The organism is Paraburkholderia sp. HP33-1 (assembly GCF_021390595.1).
In the GTDB taxonomy this organism is placed as follows: domain Bacteria; phylum Pseudomonadota; class Gammaproteobacteria; order Burkholderiales; family Burkholderiaceae; genus Paraburkholderia.
On record NZ_JAJEJR010000004.1, the window covers coordinates 54,664 to 73,863 of the forward strand.

Annotated in this window: 19 protein-coding genes; 8 read left to right on the top strand and 11 right to left on the bottom strand. The window is 57.4% G+C overall.

Going from position 1 to position 19,200, the window contains the following annotated elements; translation table 11 throughout:
* Nucleotides 1-43 precede the first annotated feature (43 nt).
* The 11 genes from L0U81_RS32490 to L0U81_RS32540 all read right to left on the bottom strand — a co-directional run bounded on the left by L0U81_RS32490 (nucleotide 44) and on the right by L0U81_RS32540 (nucleotide 12,344).
* Entirely contained in the window at nucleotides 44-1,216 is a 1,173-nt protein-coding gene (locus L0U81_RS32490; protein WP_233810205.1) for a mandelate racemase/muconate lactonizing enzyme family protein, read from the bottom strand.
* A gap of 66 nt (nucleotides 1,217-1,282) precedes the next feature.
* Nucleotides 1,283-2,620: an MFS transporter gene (locus L0U81_RS32495; RefSeq protein WP_233810207.1), complete on the bottom strand. Its 1,338-nt coding sequence runs from the start codon at nucleotides 2,618-2,620 to the stop codon at nucleotides 1,283-1,285.
* A gap of 34 nt (nucleotides 2,621-2,654) precedes the next feature.
* Complete coding sequence (locus L0U81_RS32500; RefSeq protein ID WP_233810209.1) at nucleotides 2,655-4,217, bottom strand: FAD-dependent oxidoreductase; 1,563 nt, start codon at nucleotides 4,215-4,217, stop codon at nucleotides 2,655-2,657.
* 50 nt (nucleotides 4,218-4,267) lie between these two features.
* Nucleotides 4,268-5,332 (bottom strand): aromatic ring-hydroxylating dioxygenase subunit alpha, encoded by a 1,065-nt coding sequence (locus L0U81_RS32505; RefSeq protein WP_233810211.1) that lies wholly within the window; start codon nucleotides 5,330-5,332, stop codon nucleotides 4,268-4,270.
* A 243-nt stretch (nucleotides 5,333-5,575) separates the two neighbouring features.
* Nucleotides 5,576-6,421 (bottom strand): amidohydrolase family protein, encoded by an 846-nt coding sequence (locus tag L0U81_RS32510; protein ID WP_233810213.1) that lies wholly within the window; start codon nucleotides 6,419-6,421, stop codon nucleotides 5,576-5,578.
* 44 nt (nucleotides 6,422-6,465) lie between these two features.
* Entirely contained in the window at nucleotides 6,466-7,569 is a 1,104-nt protein-coding gene (locus L0U81_RS32515; protein ID WP_233810215.1) for a zinc-dependent alcohol dehydrogenase, read from the bottom strand.
* A 26-nt stretch (nucleotides 7,570-7,595) separates the two neighbouring features.
* A complete protein-coding gene (locus tag L0U81_RS32520; RefSeq protein ID WP_233810217.1) occupies nucleotides 7,596-8,390 on the bottom strand; it encodes an amidohydrolase family protein in 795 nt (264 codons plus the stop codon).
* Nucleotides 8,391-8,397: 7 nt separating this feature from the next.
* Nucleotides 8,398-9,651, bottom strand: a complete 1,254-nt coding sequence (locus tag L0U81_RS32525; RefSeq protein WP_233810219.1) for a Rieske 2Fe-2S domain-containing protein — start codon at nucleotides 9,649-9,651, stop codon at nucleotides 8,398-8,400.
* A 64-nt stretch (nucleotides 9,652-9,715) separates the two neighbouring features.
* Nucleotides 9,716-10,021, bottom strand: a complete 306-nt coding sequence (locus L0U81_RS32530) for a hypothetical protein (RefSeq protein ID WP_233810221.1) — start codon at nucleotides 10,019-10,021, stop codon at nucleotides 9,716-9,718.
* Between the two features lie 9 nt (nucleotides 10,022-10,030).
* Entirely contained in the window at nucleotides 10,031-11,281 is a 1,251-nt protein-coding gene (locus L0U81_RS32535; protein ID WP_233810223.1) for an acyl-CoA dehydrogenase family protein, read from the bottom strand.
* Between the two features lie 7 nt (nucleotides 11,282-11,288).
* Entirely contained in the window at nucleotides 11,289-12,344 is a 1,056-nt protein-coding gene (locus L0U81_RS32540) for a WD40/YVTN/BNR-like repeat-containing protein (RefSeq protein WP_233810225.1), read from the bottom strand.
* A 323-nt stretch (nucleotides 12,345-12,667) separates the two neighbouring features.
* On the opposite strand from L0U81_RS32540, the gene L0U81_RS32545 reads away from it, so the two are divergent.
* The 8 genes from L0U81_RS32545 (at nucleotide 12,668) to L0U81_RS32580 (ending at nucleotide 18,821) form a co-directional block, all read left to right on the top strand.
* On the top strand, nucleotides 12,668-13,624 hold the full coding sequence (locus L0U81_RS32545) for a PDR/VanB family oxidoreductase (protein WP_233810227.1): 957 nt from the start codon (nucleotides 12,668-12,670) through the stop codon (nucleotides 13,622-13,624).
* 58 nt (nucleotides 13,625-13,682) lie between these two features.
* Nucleotides 13,683-14,696: an amidohydrolase family protein gene (locus L0U81_RS32550; RefSeq protein WP_233810229.1), complete on the top strand. Its 1,014-nt coding sequence runs from the start codon at nucleotides 13,683-13,685 to the stop codon at nucleotides 14,694-14,696.
* A 26-nt stretch (nucleotides 14,697-14,722) separates the two neighbouring features.
* Nucleotides 14,723-15,724 (top strand): protocatechuate 3,4-dioxygenase, encoded by a 1,002-nt coding sequence (locus L0U81_RS32555; protein WP_233810231.1) that lies wholly within the window; start codon nucleotides 14,723-14,725, stop codon nucleotides 15,722-15,724.
* Nucleotides 15,725-15,739: 15 nt separating this feature from the next.
* Complete coding sequence (locus L0U81_RS32560; RefSeq protein WP_233810232.1) at nucleotides 15,740-16,402, top strand: RraA family protein; 663 nt, start codon at nucleotides 15,740-15,742, stop codon at nucleotides 16,400-16,402.
* Between the two features lie 2 nt (nucleotides 16,403-16,404).
* Nucleotides 16,405-17,082: an RraA family protein gene (locus tag L0U81_RS32565; RefSeq protein ID WP_233810234.1), complete on the top strand. Its 678-nt coding sequence runs from the start codon at nucleotides 16,405-16,407 to the stop codon at nucleotides 17,080-17,082.
* Entirely contained in the window at nucleotides 17,079-17,750 is a 672-nt protein-coding gene (locus L0U81_RS32570) for a 4-carboxy-4-hydroxy-2-oxoadipate aldolase/oxaloacetate decarboxylase (protein ID WP_233810236.1), read from the top strand. Before L0U81_RS32565 ends, L0U81_RS32570 begins: the two co-directional genes overlap by 4 nt.
* 96 nt (nucleotides 17,751-17,846) lie before the next feature.
* Entirely contained in the window at nucleotides 17,847-18,407 is a 561-nt protein-coding gene (locus L0U81_RS32575) for a flavin reductase family protein (RefSeq protein ID WP_233810238.1), read from the top strand.
* 225 nt (nucleotides 18,408-18,632) lie between these two features.
* A complete protein-coding gene (locus tag L0U81_RS32580) occupies nucleotides 18,633-18,821 on the top strand; it encodes a hypothetical protein (protein ID WP_233810240.1) in 189 nt (62 codons plus the stop codon).
* Nucleotides 18,822-19,200 lie beyond the last annotated feature (379 nt).

Here is a 19,200-nt window from a genome sequence, read left to right on the forward strand (position 1 = left end):
TATACAGCGCGGCAAAATCGAGTCCGCCCCCCGTGCTTCGAAATTACGCTTCGACAACCCGATGCTGCTGTCCGGGCGTATGAATCCTAACGAGCAACTCTTGATTCAATTCGAATCCGAATCCGACGCCTTCACTCGGATATGCAAAGCCGCCACTAAAACGCTGGCCACCGATAGCCAGGTCCTGATCGACGGGAATGTCGCCGCTGTTCCATGCCGCGTGAATCGCGAGCGGACCCATGCTCTCGCTCATGAACTGGCATGCCCAGTCGTTTGCGACCATGAGATGCGTGCTCGGCCCGGATTCGACGCCGGATCCGATCAGAGTGCTGCAAAAGACGGGAATGTCGTACATGCGACATGCGGCGAGGAATCGCTGTGCCTTGACCAGTCCGCCCACCTTTTGGATCTTGAGAACGACGCCATCGGCCGAACGGCGCTCTGCGATTTCACGCAGATCGCCCAACTCTTGTGCCCCCTCATCTGCGTATATCGGCGTGTTGATACGCTCACGCAGTCTGGCCAAGCTGTCGCGGTATTGATGCGCCAGTGGCTGTTCCATGAACGACAGGTCGTATTGATCGAGGCGTTTCATCGTCGTCAACGCCTGCTCGTAGTTCCATGAGCCATTCGCGTCCAAGGTGATCTTGGCATCCGGCCCGAGTGCCGCTCGCACTTCGCGGACCGTAGCCACGTCGTTGTCGAACGTATGACGGCCGACTTTGAGCTTAAACGCCGAGAAGCCATTACTTCGGACGTGGACCGCCAGCTCTGCGACCTTTTCGGGCTCACCCGCCGACAATACCCAACCGAGCGGAATCTTCTCGCGAGTGCGACCACCCAACAGGCTGTAGACTGGCACGCCCAGAGATTTTCCCTTCAGGTCATGCAGCGCACAGTCAACCAACGCCTTTGCCTGATTGTTGTCGCGTGCGAGTTGATCCATCATGCCAACGATTTTCTCGATATTGCTCGGATCTTCACCAAGCAAGATTCGCGGCGCGAAAATGTCGCAAATCATCGCCGTCATGGATGCCTGGCTTTCACCGCGGTACCAAGATGACGTGTCGCCCGATTCCGCATACCCGACGAGACCGTCATCGGTTGCAATAGCCAAAAGAAGCGTGTTCAGGCAGGTGATTGTCACATTCGGTAGCTTAATCGGCCTTTTCAGAGGCATCGAAATCGGGATGCACTCAACGCTTGTAATCTTCACTTGATTTCAACCTATAAGAACTCGTAGAAAGCGCGTCAGAAATGACGCCCCCAAGACGACTATCCGTTATTGAGCAACCGGCCGACGCAATGCACCGCAGACACGGATCAGCAGAATCACTGCCAATGCCACGGAGACCACGTAGCAGATCACGAACGAGGCGCCAAGTGCATTCGGACCGTCGAAGAATTTAGCGACGAGCGCCACCACTGTAGGGCCGAGTGCCAAACCGACGAGGTTCGTGATCAAGTAATAGATGGCAGTGATTTTGCCCATCATGTTTCCGGGCGTGAAGTTGGCATTCGTTGCACCGCCTGCCACCGCGAACATCGCAAACATGAACATCTGGATGAAGTAGAGGACGACGCCCACCCTCATCGTATGGACAAGAGGGAAGCATGCCGTTGCGACTGCCGCGATTGCCGTTGTGACCGCCGCCACTCGAACAGGGGCATCGACCATACCGCGCTGGCGCAGCCGGTCCGCGATACTGCCGCAGACCAGCAGACCGAGCGGGGAAGCGAGAAGTGCAACGCCGCCGATCGCCTTACCGATTTCCGGACGCGCAACATGTAGCGTGCGAGCGATGATTTCCGGAAGCCACGCCATCTGCGAACCAACGGCAATACCGTAAAGACAAATCGCTGCCCAGAGTTGAACGTACACGCCGCGATTCTTCCATACGAAGCACATGGTCTGCTTGTACGTCACATCGGAAGTATCGATCTGAAAGCGCCGGGCCGGCTCACGCAGCAGCCAAAGTAGAATCGCGAACGGAATCCCGATGATGCCCGGCACCAGCAGCACAAAGTGCCACGGTTTCATGCCGCCGACGATGGGTAGGCTATCGAATGCGCCTGCCGATGCTGCCTTCAACAGGACGGCACCGAGGGCCATGGACAAACCTGTACCCAACATCGGGCCAATATTGTAGATACCGAAAGCAACGCTACGACGATGCGGCGGAAATGCGTCACGAATCATCGACTGCGATCCGGGGGCAAGCGCCGATTCACCGACACCGAGACCAACACGCGTAAAGAACAACTGGAGATATGTCGTGCTTAGACCACACAACATCTGAACCACCGACCATGCCATGATCGCGCCGCCGAGGAGCGTCTTACGCTGGTACTTATCGACCAGTATGCCCATCGGAATGCTGAGCACGCTATACAGCAACATGAAAGAAAGGCCTAGCAACAGGCTGACCTGAAGATCGGAAATTCGGAGGTCTTCCTTGATCGGCCCGACAACGAGAGCCAGCGCCCCACGATCGATGAACGAGACGACGTACGTGGCCGTCAGGACAATCAGCATCCACCATGCACCTTTGGACGTCTCTGAATCTTTCACGTTTTCGGCCGGTGCCGACTTCGCTGGTACTTCCAATATCTCACTCACTACGGTGTCTCCTTCTTATTATCCGGATATCTCTTTAGCGATTTTCCTGCGCGTCACCGTCGGCGAGCGCAGTTCTTGCCGCGGTTACGCCAGACACTATGAACTCGGCGATATCGCCCATCGAGTTGTAATACGGACCCCATAGCGATCCACACTCCCCGATTGCATAAAGACCGCCAATGGGCTTGTTGTGGTGATCGAGAACACGCTGACCGGCGTCGTGTTTCGGACCGCCGTGAGTATTCAGATATGTCGGCAGCATCGGGCCGATCGCATAGTACGGGCCTTCATCATTGAGCGGCACGAGGAACGTTTCGCGACCGCAATCCTGATCGACGTTGTTGCGGCACTGATCGTTGTAGCGCTCCACTGTCTCGCGAAGTGCGGCCGGATCGAGGTGGCCTGCCTTGCACACGCCCTGGATTTCCGGCCACTGGCACTTCAACGCCAGTTCTTCGAGCGTATCGGCCCGGATGATCAGGCCTTCTTCGATTTCCTTGAGGTTGTCTTGCGACCACGGCGGCACGCGGGAATTCAGCGTCGTCATTGCCGCACCACCGGCACGGACTTTCTCATCGAAGATGTGGAATGCCGGCACGTTCGTGAATTCCGGAGTGCCCGGCGTCGTCACCAACCATGCATCGCGGTTTGCCAATCCGTGTTGAACCACTGACGTATCCACAGTTTCGTTATGGAAGCGCTTCGCCTGTCGGTTCACCCACAACAGGCTGCCACCATCCTTGAAGGCACCGTTTTTGTAGCCGAAGCCCGCGACCTTGTTCAGATCGTACGTCACGTAAACGTGGCCTTCCTTCGTCTTGATGCCCATGTTTAGCGGGCCCGCTACGGCGTTCATGTGCCAGAGTTGCGCGCCGACTTCCTGCGCCATACGAATGCCGTCACCGGTCAGATTAGGGCTACCAAGGAAGTAGATCGGGCAAGCAGTCAGGAACTGTTTGCACATGGCATCGTTGGCTTCGAAGCCGCCGCTGGCCAAGACTACTGCCTTGCGAGCACGAACCGCGATCGTCTTGCCGTTCTGCGCGGCTTCAACGCCGAGAATCCGCCTCGTCACCGGGTGCTGGACCAGTTTGGTGACGCGTGTATTGCACTGGACGCGCGCGCCCGCCTTCTCCGCTTGTGCGGAGATCGCATTCCAGAGGCCTGCACCGCCCGGTGCGGCCACGACGCTCATACCTTTGATGCTCTCGCCGCCCGGAGCGCCCGCGAACTCGGGAAAGAAACCCGGTGCCGAAAACGGTTGCGGGTTGTCCTTGAGCGGCAATTCGAGTTTGTGCTGCCACGCCGGTATGTTCTTGAGACTCGAAACGAAATGACGAAGAACGCTTTCATCTGTCTGGCCTGCGCACAGCCAGTTCAGATAATTAAACGACTCTTCTTCATCGACAGAGGTCATGATCAGACCACCAGCGACACAGACCGAGTTGCCACCGCCCTGCACGCCCTTCTCGAGAACGAGCACGTCGGCTCCCTGTTCAGCGGCTTCGAACGCAAATACCGCGCCTGCACCGCCGTAGCCGACAACAACCATATCGGCTTGCTCATCCCACCGGGGCTCGGTCCAGTTCAATTCCATTTTCGTCATTCCTCGTGACTCAGAAAACATACCAGCGCGGTTCGATCTGCTTAGGCTGCCGGTGCAGCAGCGGCTTGCTCAGCCTCTTCCGCCGTGCGAAGACCGTTGTAGATTTCGTTGTAACGCAGCACCGGTTGATCCATCACCAACATGATCATCTTGCGACCCGGCGTTTTCGAGATCGTCGCCTGCTGCGTTTCGATGATTGCCTTGTCTTCAGCGAATGCTGCTTCGGCGATCGCGAAAGCGTGATCGGTCAGATCGGCATGCTCGTGATCCGGACCGAAGTTGTAGAAGAACATCGACTCCCTATCGTTGATCGGCGTGATCATCTGGCATGTGCAACGGCGGAAGATCGGCTCTTCTGCGGGCTTACCATCGACGAGACGATCTTGAACGCCCGGTGCGTACGAATGGATCTTCAGGATGAAGACGCCCGGTACCAGAAACGTGCTGACCACGTTATCGTCGGAGGGGATTTCGCCGAAGTAAGGATTCGACGGACGGCCCAGGTGCCAGCGATCAGCAACGACGCCACGCTCGATCGTATCGATACCGCGTTTTGCTTCGCCTTCTTTCTGAATCTTGAGCGACACCTTGTTGTTGGCACCAAACGTCGCTTCATGAACATAAGGTGCGTGCGAAAGGTCGAGCAAGTTGTCGGCAACAATTTCCGCATTGCCCTTCCATATCTTCTTCGAGCATTTCATCGCGAAGACAGCGCTGTCCGGACCTTCGATCGGCGGAATCAGTGCGGGATCGGCCTTTGCAGCATCACCCATCCACACCCATGCGGCACCATGCTTTTCTTCGACCGGGTAGCTACGAACGCAGACCTTCGACGAGATACGATCGGTGCCCGGGATTTCGGTGCAGCGTCCATCCGCGGCGAATTTCAGGCCGTGATACATACAGCGCAGTTCGTCACCTTCCTTGCGGCCGACCGACAGCGGAACCAGGCGATGCGGACAAACATCTTCGAGTGCTACCAGCGTGCCGTCTTCCTTGCGATAGAGGGCCAGCGCCTCGTTCATCAGCGTGAACGGGACGATATCAGTAGCCGAGAACTCGCTCGACCATCCAACCATATACCAGCAGTTCCGGAGGAATTTCATTTTCAGTCTCCTGGGAGAGGGATTGAGAACGGATAAATCGAGAACAAGATGCGACACACAGACCTACCAGTCCGCGCATCCGGCTTCTTTGACTTATCCGAATCAGCATCTTATATAGTATTCAATTACGTATTCTTAGAATCTTATCGCGTTGCTGCCCGCGACATGACCCGGGATAACCCCTGAAATGTACAAAAACGGAGTTCCAGATTTTTTGGAACGCCGTTTATGCTCGCAACGTCGCTAGCTAAAGTAGACCCGTTCAGCTGTCGTATGGAGAACCTTGTGCTGATCTTCAGCCGACAGCGTGGACACGGAATCCTTAGCCAACTGCACCATGTCCTTGTACTCGCCTTTCGACTGAGCGATGTCTGAACCCCACATTACGCGGTCGGCACCGAACGAACGCACTACACGCTCGACGACCGGCGCGGAGGGCAGCTCGAGCGCCTTCAACTTGCCGAGGTTGATCATGGAATACAGCAGGAAGACGTTCGGAGTGTCCACGAACCTCAGCAGTGCCTCGTCCACACCGTAGTCCGGTCCCGGACCTTCGCCGACGATATTCGAGAAGTGATCGAGAATGACCGGCGTGTTTGGGAACTCCTTCACGACGTCCTGGAGTGCTTCGAGTGCCGCCAGACGATTCCAGCGGTAGAAGTGCAGACGCACCGAGCCGCCGAGATCCGTCACGGCTGCCCAGGCACGACGCGCTTCTCTCGATGCGAACCAGCTGCTATCCGCGCCCTTCTTCGGCTCCGTCAAACGGATGCCGACCGACTTGCGCTCGCCAACCCAGTATTTCACCGTTTCTTCGACGTTCGGTGCCAGTGCGTCGAGCATGCACAGCGAACGCAGACGAGTCGGGTTTCTTTGCGCCGAATCGACGACGTACTCGTTGTGGAAGCCGTAGAGGTGCGCACGTTGGACCGCGAGCGCCTTATCGATACCGGATGCGTCGAGCAGCTCGATCAAGCGCTCGGCCGTCACGGGGTTGTCAAATGCGTTTTCTTCGAGAACACCACTCAGCGGCGACGGCGGATACTTCTCTCGGTCGGTCGAAATCAGGTGTGCGTGGCTGTCGATCATGACGTTACCTTTATAAAATTTAGTGTGACCAGCAAAATGCGGCGCTATTTCCAAGGGTCCACGCACACGTGGATCGCACCTTGAATCCCCCGGCCTGCAGTGGCTAGAATCGCGTCGTGAACCTGCGACAGACCGAATGTGTGCGAGCACACTTCGTCGATCGGATAGCGACCCGAGCCTACATAGCGCAGTGCCAGTTCGACCGCTGCGTAGCTGCGGCCACGCGGTGCACGAACCGTCAGATAGCGCTTCTTGATCTCGCCGATGGGTACGTGCTGCTCCAAGCCGTTCAGGCTCAAATACGCGCCCTTTGCCGCCAACGCGATCGACTGCTTGACGATCTCGCCCTTCGGGTCGCCAGTCGTATCCACCACTACGTCCACGCCCCGGCCCTTGGTGATACGCATTACTTCGGCTTCGAGGTTCTGCGTTTCGACGTTGATTGCGTAGTCGGCGCCCAGGCGCAGCGATAGATCGAGACGGCTTTGATCGCGCGTCATGCCGGCCAGAATCACCGTATAAGAGCCTGCGGCCTTGGCCGCCAGCACGCAGCCCAAGCCCTGCTGGCCCGGCCCCCACACAAGTACGACCTTACCGGGACCTGCGCCGCCGTCGAGGCACGCCCACTGCACGCCATTGCCGAACGGCACCGCAAGCGTTGCGTGCGTTGCCGGCATGTCTTGAGGAATCTTGTGCATCACCGTGTTGAGCGGCAGATGCATATACTGCGCGTAGCCGCCCCACAGGTGCGGTGCCTTCTTGGCAGTGGACATACCGAAACGATCGGTATTCAGGCGGTCCTTCACATTGAAGAAGTCGACCTCCATACACAGACGAAAATCGCCCTTCATGCACCATTCGCAGTTCCAGCACGGAAGATATTCGTGGAGAGCAACGCGGTCGCCGGACTTGACGCCCCAACGCTTGGCCGCGACTTCGCCGACTTCATTGATGGTTCCGACGTTTTCGTGGCCCATGATGACCGGTACGTGACCGGCCTTACGGTACAACTCAGGATCGCTGCCGCCGACGCCGCTCGCTTCGATGCGCAGAATTCCGGTTTCAGGCTTGACGGTCGGATAATCAAATTCACGGATTTCCGTGGTTTCGACATCTGTCTTGACTGCGGCCAGTACCTTTTTCGTCATGTGTTTGTCTCCTGCTCGTTTCGATCTCAGAGTTTCCCAAATACGCGACGTGCGTTAGCACCAAAGATCGCGCCGAGATCCTCATCAGATAATCCGTTGAGTGCAATCCGGGTCAGTTTCAATGCATTGCCGTAGCCTTCGCGAGAGCTCACGACGGGGAAATCGGAACCCCACATGAGGCGATTCGCGCCGAATGCAGTGACCGCCTCGTGGACAAGCGGTGACGTCGCGTCCCCGAAGGGGCGGCCGAGATGCCATGTTTTCGGGTCGCGAGGCATCAATTCGCCGAGCCCAGGAACTTTGAGCATGACATTCGGAAAGGCCGCGAGTCTGAACACCTGGCGACGAATCGCCAGTTGCTCATCCGTCGTGACCGGCGTGCTATTGCCGCCCAAGTGTTCGAGGATCACCGTCGTCCCCGCCAACTTCGCAACCAGTTCGATAAACCCCGGCGCGGTGAATGCTTCGGCCGACCCGACACAACTGACGGGCAGTCCAGTTTCCTGAACTGCGCGCCACGCTTGCGGAAGACGACCATCCGGAAGACACCAGGAGGGGCGAAGCCGGATACCGGACACGCCTTCGCGTGCCAGGTTCTTGATCGTCATTGCAACGTCCGGCGCTTCGACATCAACCCAAGCCACGCTCGACAGACGGCCTGGATACCGCCTAACGCAGTCTTGCTGATATCGGTTATCCGTCTGTCCGATCATCTGAGTGAGAATGACCATATCAACACCATGTTCATTCATTTGATCGAGCAACGTCTCGACAGGCTCATACCAATGAGGCGAAACGTGCGCGTGACTATCGACGATCATCTGGACCTCAGGCTTTCAGAGTGACATCCGGATTGAGCGGCACTTCGTCCTTCCACGAACGGCTGTTCGAGAAAATTACCGTCGAAGCGTGAATCTGATTCCACGGAATCGAGTTCGTCAGCACGCTCGGCAGTTCGCCGCTGTCCGCGTAAGTACGAGCCGAGCGGATCATTTGACGACGCCACGCAACGACCGCGACGTCCGAGGTGCCGAGGTGTTCCTTCGTGCGGTCGAGGATACGGCCCTGCGTTTCGCTGACTGCGTGGTCCTGCGTCAGGATGCCCTTGATTCCCGACATAGACGACGTCTTCATGGCTTCGCGGTCCTGGTTGTACCAGTTGTCGATGTTGAGTTCCTTGCGGAAGTTTTGATCGACCCAGTGACCGCCTTCCTGAACGCGATATTCGATATCGACAGGCTGTGTTTCGTCGAAGAACCACTGGATGTGCCATGTCGATTCATCATCGCGTGGGACGAATGCATTGGCCATGCGACGGTTCTTGCGAACGCCGAAGCCATCGGGCGGAATCAGCGTGAAGAACGGCAGGATCACTTCCGTCACGCGGGCGTGCAATTTGCCTTCCTCACGGAAATTGCGGACACCGGCGTAGCGCAAGCCGTACAGCGTGTATTCGACCTCGATCTTCGGACGCAGATCGCGCTCGTGATCGTACTTGGCCGGCGCTGCCCACGGTTGTTCCCGGTGCAGGACCCCTGCGTGTGCGGAGTCGATCGTGCCTTCGACGGCTTGAGCGTAGTTGCAGTCTTCGAGCACCTTGAATGCGGCGACTTTTTCCGCCGGGTACGACAGGAAGTCGAAGTCGGGGAATTGCGGGACTTTCACCGGATCGCCCATGTAGGTCCAGATCACACCAGCGACTTCACGAGTCGGATATGCGACTGCCTTGATACGCGAGCACAGCTTCGAATTTTCCGGTTCGGTCGGCGTGTCCATGCACTGGCCGTCGACGGCGAACTTCCAGCCATGGTAGAGGCAACGCAGACCGCCTTCCGAGTTGTCGCCAAGTGCAAGCGATGCACGACGGTGCGGGCACTGCTCTTCGAGCAGGCCGACCTTGCCGTCGCTGTCGCGGAATGCGACGAGATCTTCGCCCATCAGACGCAGACGCACCGGCTTGCCGCCCGGTTCGCTGATTTCCGATGCCAGCATCGCCGGAATCCAGAATTGACGGATCATCTCGCCGTTCGGCGTGCCTTTACCAATCTGAGTCAGAACGTCGTTATCTTCGCGGGAAAGCATGGGTTTGCTCCTAAATTTCTTTATCTGTGAATATGGGTGGGAGATACGTGCTCTCTCACTAGCCTTAAACGAGTTCGACGGCCTTCACAAGTCGATCACGCGCGTCTACCGTGTTGCCGTCATTGCCAATGAAGTCGTGCGCTTCGACAATCAGCTTGCGCAGAGCAACAAGGTTCCGCACTTCCCGCGTGTTCGATCCCTGCCGTGCTGAGGCCGCAATATCGTTATCGAGCAGCCGCCAGACTTCATCCATCTCGGATTCGCGGTAAATCATCTGTTCGAAAGTGCTTGACTTCTCCACGCGCTCAATCAGTTCACGAAGCGTTTGCGGCAAGTAATCTTCGATCGTGTGAATATCATCCACGTTCATGGGTCATCCTTATTTCTTTGGACCGGGACCGAACTGCGAAGGCGGGAGGCCAAGCGCCTGGCGACCAAAGGCCGTCAACGACGAGTCCCACGTGAAAGCGAAGTGCTGCGCGGCGGAATTTACGTCGCGCCAGATACGTTGGAGGTCCGAAGCATTGTAAATACTGGTACCACCTGCGGCCTCGAACACACTGTTGGCCGCGCGACGAGCGGTTTGAGCCGAATAGGCCCAATCGCGCGGAATACGCGACCATTCGAGCGCCGTCAGCGATTGTGCGCTTTCTGCCGTGTCGATGCGGCGCGTGTCTTCGAGAATCAACGCATAAGCCGCGTCGAGATCTGCCGTAGCATGTGCCAGGCGTTCGATCGTTGCCGACTGTTCTGCCATCTGATCGGCCGGCATTGCCTGGAGACGGGGTGCCAAACCCTCGCCGAACGACCGGAGCGCTGAGCGCGCGATGCCCAGCGGAGCGCCGACGAGCGAGAACGGCGTGACGTTCTGGAACGGCATCCGGTAGATCGGGGCACGCATTGCGTCAGCGCCTTCGACGTTACCCGTCATCATGTCTTTGACCGACACCGAACGATGCTTCGGAATGAACGCCTCCGCAACCTTGATCGTGCGGCTACCGGTGCCACGTAGGCCAGCCGTGTGCCAGTCATCGACAATTTCGATTGCCGAGCGAGGGATCACGAAGAAGCGGGGTTCAGGCGGCCCGTCCAGACGCTGCACGGCGTTGCCGATGATGACCCATTGCACGTGATCGATACCCGAACAGAAGCGGCCCTCGCCGTTCACGAGTTTGTAGCCACCCTCAACTTCGGTAATCGTCCCGCCCAAGCGAAACACAGTCGCCGTCAGTGCGTGACCTTCGCCAAGTACGTCTTGCTGTGCCCGCAACGGGAACAGGTTCAACATCCAGCTATGGCCAGCCAGAACGCCGAACACCCAACCCGTCGAGCCACAGGCCGATGCGATTTCTGCCGTAACTTCGACGAGCGTCGTGAAGCCCAACTCGGAACCGCCAAACGACTTCGGTGTGATGATGTTGAAAAGACCTGAATCGCGCAGCGCGTCGATCGTTTCTTTTGGCACCACACGATCGCTTTCGGTCTGTTTGACGCGCGAACGAATCGCATCATGCAAACCACGGGCGATATCAAGGGCTTCCTCGCGGCTGTTAATACGGCTCAAGACATTCTCCTGGTGGAACTTGCTGCCGCGGAACGGAGCCCGGCGCGCAGAATAGTTTTGCTTCAAATATCGCTTAGTGTTCGTTGCGACCGTAACGACCTTCGACGTTCATACGTTCCTTGGCGTCGAGGAACCAGCGATAGTGGCCTCCCTTCGAGATTGGCGGCACATCTTCGGAGACGATGTACCAGCTCTCGCCATCGTTTTCCGTCGCATAAATTTCGCCCGTTGCAGTACCCGCGACGAGCATGATCTTGTCATCCCAATGATGCAGACCCATTCCCTCGATGTTGCCGATGATCTCCTCGGGCAGACCATTGCGCATATGCTCCCAGGTCACACCACCGTCGGCGCTCTTGAGTACAGTTGCGTTCGCCGACTTACGGACGTTCCAATCACGTGGTGCGTTGCCCGGTCCACCGAGATACAGCACGTTGTCGTTGCGTGGGTCGATGAACATGGCGTCGGGATAACCGATAAGGTCTTGACGCGTCATTAAGTGAACCCACGTTTCGCCAGCGTCTGCGCTGTAGTGCAGGCCTTCGCCGCCGCACATAAACATTTGCTTCGGATTCGACGGGCGAATCAGCACGCGGTGGTTGTCGTGATAGAACTTGTCGTGTTCCGATTCGTACGAACGCGGCTCGGTCCACGTCTTGCCGTCGTCGGTGGTCTTCAGAAGTGCGCCCTGCTCGATACAGACATAGAGCGTCTTCGGTTCGGCGGGGTGAAACGAAATGTTCTTGACGTGTGCAATATGCGGCGGCGGCGGGAACGTCCACTTGTCTTGGCCCGGCACCGTCATCATTTCGGGAATTTCGACCCACGAAGCACCCAGATCGTCGCTGCGATAGAGGGTGGACGGCTCGGTGCCCAGGAACAGGACGGTTTTCCCGTCCCGCTCCTGTTGCGCCATCGTATAGATATGCGTGCTGTTCAGGCCATTGCTGGCCGGTTCCCAAGTCACGCCCAGGTCCTTCGACACCACGAGACTGCCTTGGCCGTGTGCGCCCGCGAACAGCAGGCCGGCATTCGGAACGTAGAGCAATGCGCTCACGTGGCGATCTTCCAGCGTCTTGCGCGTGAGCTTCCACGAGGCACTAGTGTCTGCACGCTCGAACACCAGCATGCCGCGAATCGTAGCAACCAGCAGCGTGGTTGCCGCGCCATCACCGTGCGTAACGGTTCCACCGTTGGTGGTCAGAACTGCGATCATTTCTCCTCCTAGGGGAATACCCCATGTGATGTCGCCTGTTTGACTCCGAAGAGTCTTTGACTTTTTTTTGCCTAGGCCAAATAATATGCAAAAAAGAATTACACGTCAAACGACGGAAGGAAACTTTCGATGATTGGTGATTGCGATGCAACAAGTCTGGTAACCAGGGAAGAGTGATGTGTACTTCTTGCGCACCATTTGCAGCGTTCCGCGCGTTTTACGATTTTGGAGGTGACATGACTGAACTTAATGAAGTGATGACTCTGCGCTTGACAGCAAGTCAATATTTGGCGCGCAACACGCTGGCTCTGACGTTTGAAGATCCCGAGGGCGAGCGTCTGCCCGCCGCCGACGCGGGTTCCCACGTCGCATTGATCCTGCCGAACGGATTGACGCGTCAGTACTCTCTGCTTGAGTCCAGCGATAGCCTAATGCAGCGTTCGTACGTGATCGGCGTAAAACTTGACCCACAGTCGCGGGGTGGTTCCCGCTACATTCACGAAACGATGCGTGTCGGTGACCTTGTGCAGGTCGAAACCCCGCGCAATAACTTCCCGCTCGACGAAGACGCTGAGCACACTGTTCTGGTTGCCGGTGGTATCGGAATCACGCCGATTCTGTGTATGGCTCGCCGCCTGAAGGAAATCGGAAAATCGCCGCGTATCTACTATTCGTGCCGTGACCGTGTTGATGTCGCCTACGCCGATGAATTGAAGACGTTCGAAGGTTCGGTCGTTCACGTCGATGCGGAGGTCGGCACCTTCCTCGATATTGCAGACGTCGTAAAGCAGGAGCCGGCGTCGGCCCATTTCTACTGCTGCGGTCCTGGCCCGATGCTCGAAGCATTCGAAAAGGCCTGCTTGACATTGCCTCCGGAACAGGTCCACGTCGAGTACTTCAGTGCCAAACACGAAGCCGCACTCGATGGCAACTTCGTCGTTGAACTGCGTAAGAGCGGCAAGACGCTGACTGTCCCGCAGGGTAAGACGATTCTCAGCGTCGTGCGTGAAGCCGGTGTGCCGATATCGTATTCGTGCGAAGAAGGCGTATGCGGCGCATGTGAAGTCCGCGTGCTGGACGGTGAGCCCGATCACCGCGACGCCATTCTGTCGGAGCCCGAAAAGGCATCGAACAAGACGATGATCATCTGCTGTTCTGGCTGCAAGGGCGATCGCCTCGTCCTCGATCTGTAGGAAACACCAGAGTGCCCACGCCCACCCATCATCTCACGTTAATTTAGGAGACAAGTAAGTGATTATCGATTGCCACGGTCACGTCAGCGCACCCGCAGAATTGTGGGTCTACAAGGCACACATTTTGTCTCATCGCGGCGAGCACGGCCGGAAGATGCCGGAAGTGTCCGACGAAGAAATCCTGCACTACGCCAACAAGAAGGAAATGGCACCGGTCGGCCACCTCGACATGCTCGACCGGGTCGGCACGAACGTCCAGTTGATGTCGCCGCGTCCCTTCCAGATGATGCACAACCAGAAGCCGGGCAAACTCGTGCACTGGTTCACGGAGGAAACCAACAACATCATCTCCCGCACGGTCAAGCTGCTGCCGAAGCGTTTCATCGGTATCGGCGGCCTGCCGCAAGTGTCGGGCGACCCGATCGAAGTCGTGCTGCCGGAACTCGAGCGCTGCATCAAGGAACTCGGCTTCAAGGGCGTGCTGCTGAATCCGGACCCGTTCGAAAACAGCGGTGTCGAGGCCCCGGGGCTAGGCGACCGTTACTGGTATCCGCTGTACGAAAAGCTGTGTGAGCTCGACGTACCGGCGCACATCCACGCTACTGGCTCGCACTCGGCACGTTCGCCGTACACCGTTCACTTCGTCAACGAAGAAACGATCGCGGTGTTCAACCTCGTCAATTCGAACGTCTTCAAGGACTTCCCAACTCTGAAGATCATGGTGTCGCACGGCGGTGGTTCCATCCCCTATCAGATCGGCCGTTTCCAGTCGGGCGCTTCGCGCGCCGGCCGTAACTTCCTCGACGGCATGCGTAACCTGTACTACGACACCGTGCTCTATTCGGAAGAATCACTGCGTCTCCTGATCAAGACGGTTGGCGCCGACCGCTGCATGTTCGGTGCTGAGTGCCCAGGCGTGGGTTCAGCTATCAACCCGGACACCGGCCGAACATTCGACGACATCAAGCCGTACATCGAAAGCTTCGACTGGCTCTCGCAGGCAGACAAGGATGCGATCTTCTTCGGCAACGCTCGTGACTTCTTCAAGCTCAACCTTGCGGATTACGAATAATCCCGACGCCCATAGGACTCTAAATCATGGCAAAAATCGTATTGGGTATGGGAACGTCGCATGGCCCCATGCTCATCACGCCACCTGAGACCTGGGGCGCTCGCGTGCCTGACGATCGACTGAGCAAGCATGAGTTCGAGGGCCGGGAATGGGCCTTCGATGAACTCGTCGAATATCGGCGTAGCGAAAACCTCGCGGATCAGATCACGCTCGAAAAGTGGACCGAGCGACATGCTCAGTGTCGGGCGGCTATCGAGGAAATGGCGCGCGTGCTTGCTGAAGCCAAACCTGACGTCGTTGTCATTGTGGGCAACGATCAGATGGAAATCTTCACCACGGATTGCATTCCCGCATTTGGCGTCATGCACGGCCCGACGATCGTGAACAACATGATCAGTCACGAGAAACTGATGCAAATGCCCCCGGGCGTGCGTCATTCGATGCCGGGTTACAAGCCGGAATCTGCCACGCATGAAGGCGTTCCAGAACTTGCGAAGCACATCATCAAAAGCGCGATCGCCGACAACTTCGACGTGGCCGCTCTTAGCCGCTTGTCGGAATCGGAAACACCGCATGCGTACGGGTTCGTGTTCCGCCAGTTGATGAAAGACCAGGTCGTTCCGACCGTGCCGGTGTTCGTCAATACGTTCTATCCGCCGAATCAGCCGACAGTCGCACGCTGCCACGCTTTCGGTGCATCGATTGCTTGCGCAATCGAATCATGGGATTCGGACGCACGCGTGGCTGTCATCGCTTCCGGTGGCCTGACGCACTTTGTCATCGACGAGCGCGTTGACAATCTGATACTCGGTGCGATGAAGAAGCACGATCTCACGCCGGTATTCGCATTGGGCGAAGAAATCTTTCAAGCGGGCACCTCGGAAATCAAGAACTGGATTCCCGTCGCCGGCATGATGGACAAGCTTGGCTTCGACATGACGGTGGTCGACTACGTGCCCTGCTACCGCAGCGAAGCCGGTACTGGCAACGCGATGGGCTTTGTGTACTGGAAGCCGCAGGCCGAATAAGGAATATTCAAATATATGGCAACTAAAGACGAATACATCCATCGCCTTCGTCGGCTGGACTGCTGTGCGGTCTCGGACGCACTCGACAAACTCGGCTTGTCCGGCGTTGTAAGCGGGGTCGCCCAAGCCTCAGGCACGACGCGCATCGCCGGTCGCGTGATCACGATGAAACTCGGTGTTGGTGATCCGCCTCCGGGGCCGCCGCGTCATCTGGGCACCACCGCTATCGAACTCGGCGGCTGCGACGATGTGATCGTTGTCGAGCAGCGTACCGGTATTGAAGCTGGTTCGTGGGGCGGCATTCTCTCGCTGGGTGCCAAGGTTCGCGGTATCGCCGGCGTGATCGCTGACGGTCCGGTTCGTGACATCGATGAATCGCGCGAGATGGGACTGCCGGTGTTCGCAAACAAGTTCACTGCCCTCACCGCACGTGGTCGTATCGTCGAAAAGGGCGTGAACGTCCCGGTTGTAGTCTTCGGAACCGCAGTGGAAGCCGGCGACTACGTGATCGCCGATAGCAGCGCCGTGATCTTCATCGGCCGGGAAAACATCGCCGAGGTGATCGAGACTGCTGAGTCGATCGTCGCGCGCGAAGCCTTGATGGCCAAGGCAGTATTGGCGGGCACGCCGATCCATGAAGTCATGGGCGGCAACTACGAACTTATGCTTAAGGATTGACCATGTCGGAAATCAAACGAGACAGGAACGTTTCGCGCGCGGCGAAACTCGAAACGGCGACCCTGAGCGACGCACTGGACCGCGTGGGCTTGAACGGCCAGTGCTACAAGATCAAGCCGCGTGATTCGTCCTTCCGGATGGCCGGACGGGCATTCACGATTCTCTACGGCCCGGCCGCGTCGCCCGCAGGCACCGTGGGTGATTTCATCGACGACGTTCCGCCCGGCTCGGTTATCGTCCTCGACAACGGTGGTCGAGAAGACGCAACGGTTTGGGGTGACATCCTGACCGAGATCGCACATCGCCGTGGTATAGCTGGTACCGTGATCGACGGCATCAACCGCGACGTACATCTGTGCCTGTCGCTCGGCTACCCGGTTTTCTCCAAGGACAACTGGATGCGAACGGGCAAGGACCGCGTTCAGGTCGAAGCCACCAACGTACCGGTGAATATCGGTAACGTGCGCGTTGCTCCGGGTGATCTCCTGTGCGGTGACGCTGACGGCGTGATCTCGATCCCGAAGGAACACGAAGAGCGCGTGCTTGCTGCTGCTGAGGAAATCGATGCCGCCGAGAAGGCGATTCGTGAGGCTGTTGCAACAGGTATGCGGCTGGACGAGGCTCGCAAGCAGTTCAAGTACCACCAACTGCAAACGCGCCGCGTCGGAGAAGAGGCATGACGGGACCGATATTCAATCGTCTCGCGACCACGCGACGCGATATCCAGCGACCGGACATCACTCTGCTTAACGCCGCTGCAAAGCTGCCGGCAGCAACCCTTCACGAGGCTGCCGGAAAGATCGGAGTGCTGCCCTATGCAATTAAACCTGTCGCTCCCGGATTCAAGATTTGCGGCCCCGCTGTGACCGTCCATTCGCCCGGCGGTGATAACCTCTGGCTTCACCGTGCGATTTACTCCGCACAAGCAGGTGATGTTTTAGTCGTCTCTGTAAGCGAAGCGTATGAACATGGATACTGGGGCGAGATCATGTCAACGGCCGCCAAAGTTCGCGGGCTTGCCGGTCTGGTCATTAACGGCTGTGTTCGCGATCAGCGACTGTTGTCCGAGATCGGGTTTCCTGTTTTCGCTCGCGGACTTTGTATCCGTGGCACGGGAAAGGATTTCGGTGCCAGAGGTTGGATCAACGCTCCGACTCGATTCGACGACGTGACCGTAAATGCGGGTGACCTGATCATTGGTGACGAAGATGGTGTTGTATGCATCCCGCGCGAGCGAATCGCCGAGGTGATCACTGCATCGGAAGCACGTGAAGCATCGGAAGCACAGCAGATGAAGCGACTAGAGGCGGGCGAGAGCACGCTCAGCATCTTCGGTTGGGACCAGTAAGCCGGCTGAGACTTGCGGGTCCATCGGATGAGGTGGTGTCCGTAAAGATCACTACCCCATCCATTTTTTCCTAGTTCTTCCGATTAGGAAGGTAAATTGAGCATAGAAGAATCTGAATTCAAACGCGCCATGCGCTGCTTGACCGGGCACGTATGTTTGATCACGACTGGTTCTGACACGGACGGCCCGCTTGCCGGCATGACGGCAACCGCTGTGACGTCTGTTAGTGCGGTGCCCCCTATTCTGCTGGTCTGTATCAATCGTTCGAACTCCTCTGTGGCGCACGTGCAGGCCACTGGCAAGTTTGTCGTCAACGTTCTCGCGCGCAGTGAGCAGGAATTGGCTCAGCGTTTCTCGCGACCGATTTCGCCTCAAGAAAAGTTTCAGGCAGGGGCGTGGAATCGTATTAAGACAGGCGCCCCGGCTTTGGCCAGTGCTATGGTCAATTTCGATTGCAGCGTCGAACGCATTATTGAGATCGGTACGCACGACGTGATTTTTGGTCATGTCGAAGGCACCGCCATTAATGGCCACGCAATGACGCCACTGCTGTATTCCCAAGGCTCCTACGGCGAATTTCAAACGAATAAGGCCGTCGATTTCCATGATTTGCTGTGGATCTCCAACTGGGGGTCCGATCAATTTAGCAAGTTCTGAAGGAGGTTCGGCCCGGATCTTACCGCACGCGATATAAGGCGCGGTTATGCTAATAAATGACGAAGAATTGGATCTGCATCAGGTTATTAGAAAAGGCGTTTCGGTATGGCCTTCGGTCTTTGTGCTCCCGCGGTGACCGGAGGCATGCACAAAGCAGAGTTACGACCGGCGGTGTTTTCGATGAGCTGTCGACCAGCGCGTTGATTGAGAACGCGCGTCGGTCGCGTGGGCAACGCCGATATCGGTGACGTCCGCTTCGGCCATTGGCACGAATTCAACTTCGACGACTTCTTGATCGCCGGCATCGATCCTGCAACGGGCATCGCAGGCGATATGCTGACTTCCGCACTGGTTCGTTCGGCTCCGATCTCGTCGCCTACCCCGGTTATTCCAGCGGGGGTCCGCTCGTGCTGATTACCAATGCACAGGCATCCTCAACGGCATGGAGGCCACCGATTGGTATCCGGCCGGCGACAAGCGCATGAGCAATGCTATCAAGTTCATGAGCGATGAATGCGGCCGATTCTCTGGCGGCGTCATGTCGACATTGATCAACGCCGACCACCTCGGTCTGGCTAACCTGACCGTGGGCTGGCACTGGCTACGATCTGACGCCAGCAGTGAGCGTCCGTGTGGCGCAAACGCAGGAATATGGCAATATCCTGCTGCAGAACGTTCGCGTAAATCAAGCCGCTGTGGGTCACGTACGCACCGTCGAGGCGCAAGAGGGTCTATCTGATCAGTGTGTACCAGAATACGACTGGCGCGTATGCTGTTGAAATCAGTAACATCA